A 2,804-nucleotide genomic window follows, 5' to 3' on the forward strand; every position below is an offset into this window, starting at 1 on the left:
CGCGCACCGTCTCGACGGCGTCGGCCCAGCTGACGTCGCGGCCGGGGCCGTACCAGCCCGGACGCTCGCGGTGGCCGGCCATGACCAGGCCGACGTGCCACGGCTGGTGCGGAAGCGCCGCGTCCAGGGCCGCGAGCTCGTCGTCGGTCGGACGACGGTCGACGCCGTAGATCGGGGCCTCCAGGGCGGCGTCGCCGGGCAGGAACACGCGTCCGGTCTCGACCAGCGCGACGTCGGTGTGGCCGCGGCCCAGGTTGAGCACCGCCGCCTTGAGCAGGCCGACGAGCAGCGTCGTCGTCATGCCCGGCTCCTCGGCCGAGAGCGGGTTCTCCAGCAGCACCTGGCGACGGCGCACGTCGTCGGCGTCCAGGCCGAGCCGGTCCAGGTCGGCCGGGCCGGCGAACGGGAAGGTCTTGACCTCCACCAGGCCCTGGCCGGCCAGCACGAGGCCGGCCCGGCGGCGCAGCCGCTGGGCCTTGGTCAGGCCGCGGCCGGCGGGGGCGACGGGCAGGACCGAGGGCACCTGGTCGTACCCGACGACGCGCAGCACCTCCTCGGCCAGGTCGTACGGGTCGGTGAGGTCGGGACGCCACGGCGGCGGGGTCACGACGAGCTGGTCGCCGTCGACCTCGACCGCGCAGCCGTTGCCCTCCAGGGCGGCGACGGCGGTGCCGGCGTCGATGTCGATGCCGGTGACCCGGGCGGCCAGGTCGGCGCGCACCTCGATCGCGGGCTGCTCCGGGGCGCGGCCGACGACCGTGATGCCCGGCTCGAGCGTGGCGCCGCCGAGCTCGACCATGAGCTGGGCGACCCGCGTGGCCGCGGCCGCCGCGATGGTCGGGTCGATGCCGCGCTCGAAGCGCTTGGACGCCTCCGACGGCAGCTTCTGCACGCGGGCGGTGCGGGCGATCGTCGCCGGGTCGAAGTAGGCGGCCTCGACGACGACGTCGGTCGTGGTCGCCGACAGCTCGACCTCCGCGCCGCCCATGACGCCGGCCAGGCCGATGGGGCCGCGGTCGTCGCAGATGAGCAGGTCCGACGTACCCAGGGTGCGGGTCGTGCCGTCGAGCGTCGTGAGCGTCTCGCCCGCGGTGGCGTGCCGGACGACGATCGGACCGCGCAGCGCCGCCTTGTCGTAGCCGTGGATCGGCTGGCCGAGCTCGAGCATCACGTAGTTGGTGATGTCGACCGCGAGCGAGATCGAGCGCATGCCGGCGCCCTCGACGGCGCGCACCATCCAGTCCGGCGTGGGACGCGACGGGTCGAAGCCGGTGACCGTCAGCGCGGTGAAGACCGGGCAGGCCTCCGGGGCCTCGACCGAGACCGGGTAGGCGCCCGGGCCGTCGCCGGCGTGCGGCTCCAGCGCGGCGGGGTCGTGGAACGGGACGCCGAGCGCCAGGCCGGCGTCGCGGGCGACGCCGCGCATGGATAGCGCGTACGCGCGGTCGGGGTTCACCTCGAGGTCGAGGATCTCCTGGTCCAGCCCGAGCAGGGCGATGGCGTCGTCACCGGGCTCGGCCGGCCGGGCTCGAGCACGATGATGCCGCTGGCGTCGCCGGGCAGGCCCAGCTCGGCCAGCGAGCAGATCATGCCGTCGGACACGTGCCCGTACGTCTTGCGCGCGGTGATCTCGAAGCCCAGGGCCGGCAGCACCGTGCCGGGCAGCGAGACGACGACGAGGTCGCCCTCGACGAAGTTGTGCGCGCCGCAGACGATGCCGCGTCCGGCCGGCAGCTCGTCGGTGGCCGGCTCGTTGTGCTCGGGGCCGACGTCGACCCGGCACCAGTTGATCGTCTTGCCGTTCTTCTGCGGCTCCTTGACGAGCGACAGGACGCGGCCGACGACCAGCGGGCCGCTGACGCCCGACGACACGATCTCCTCGAGCTTGAGGTCGAACGCGGTCAGCCGGTCGGCCAGCTGCTGGGTGGACAGGTCCTGCGGCAGCTCGACGTACTCGCGCAGCCAGGACAGGGGTACTCGCATCAGAGCTCCACTCCGAACGCCTCGGTGAAACGGATGTCGCCGTCGATCAGGTCGCGCAGGTCGGCGATGTCGTAGCGGCCGGTGATGGTGCGGTCCAGGCCGATGCCGAAGGCGAAGCCGGAGTACCGCTCGGGGTCGACGCCACAGGCGATGAGCACCCGCGGGTTCACGACGCCGCAGCCACCCCACTCGATCCAGCCCTCGCCGCGGCACGTGCGGCACTCGGCGACGGCTCCGGGCTCGTTGTGGCACACGTAGCAGAGCAGGTCCATCTCGGCGCTCGGCTCGGTGAACGGGAAGTACGACGGCCGGAAGCGCGTCGTCGTGCCCTCGCCGTAGATCGCCTGGGCGAAGTGGTCGAGCGTGCCCTTGAGGTGGGCCATGGTCAGGCCCTCGTCGATGGCCAGCCCCTCGACCTGGTGGAAGACCGGCGAGTGCGTCGCGTCGAGCTCGTCGGTGCGGAAGACGCGTCCGGGCACGGCGACGTAGATCGGCGGCTTGCGGGTGAGCATCGTGCGCGCCTGCACCGGCGACGTGTGGGTGCGCAGCACCATGGCCGCCTTCTCGGGCGTGACCCAGAAGGTGTCCTGCATGGTGCGCGCCGGGTGGTCGGGGCCCAGGTTCAGCGCGTCGAAGTTCAGCCACTCGGCCTCGACCTCGGGCCCTCGGCGACCTCCCAGCCCATGGCGGTGAAGATGTCGGCGACGTGCTCCTGCACGGTGGTCAGCGGGTGCCGGGCGCCGCGCGGGCCGTCCCAGGGCAGCGTGACGTCGACGGTCTCCTCGGCCAGCGCGCGCTCCTCGGCCTCGGCCTCCAGGACG

Annotated in this window: 2 protein-coding genes and 1 pseudogene; all 3 read right to left on the reverse strand. The window is 73.6% G+C overall.

What is annotated here, in order from left to right; genetic code table 11:
- On the reverse strand, window positions 1–1,426 hold a 1,426-nt coding region (locus AC2W7G_RS13085), incomplete at its 3' end, for a phenylalanine--tRNA ligase subunit beta (protein ID WP_485868827.1).
- 26 nt (window positions 1,427–1,452) lie between these two features.
- Window positions 1,453–1,983 carry a hypothetical protein gene (locus AC2W7G_RS13090; RefSeq protein ID WP_485868828.1) on the reverse strand — a complete coding sequence of 177 codons (531 nt, stop codon included), beginning with the start codon at window positions 1,981–1,983 and terminating at the stop codon, window positions 1,453–1,455.
- Window positions 1,983–2,804: pseudogene (gene pheS / locus AC2W7G_RS13095) on the reverse strand (phenylalanine--tRNA ligase subunit alpha); the annotation flags it as partial. The pseudogene pheS and the gene AC2W7G_RS13090, both read right to left, overlap by 1 nt.

It is taken from the genome of Aeromicrobium sp. PFPM2_SD2 (assembly GCF_057364525.1).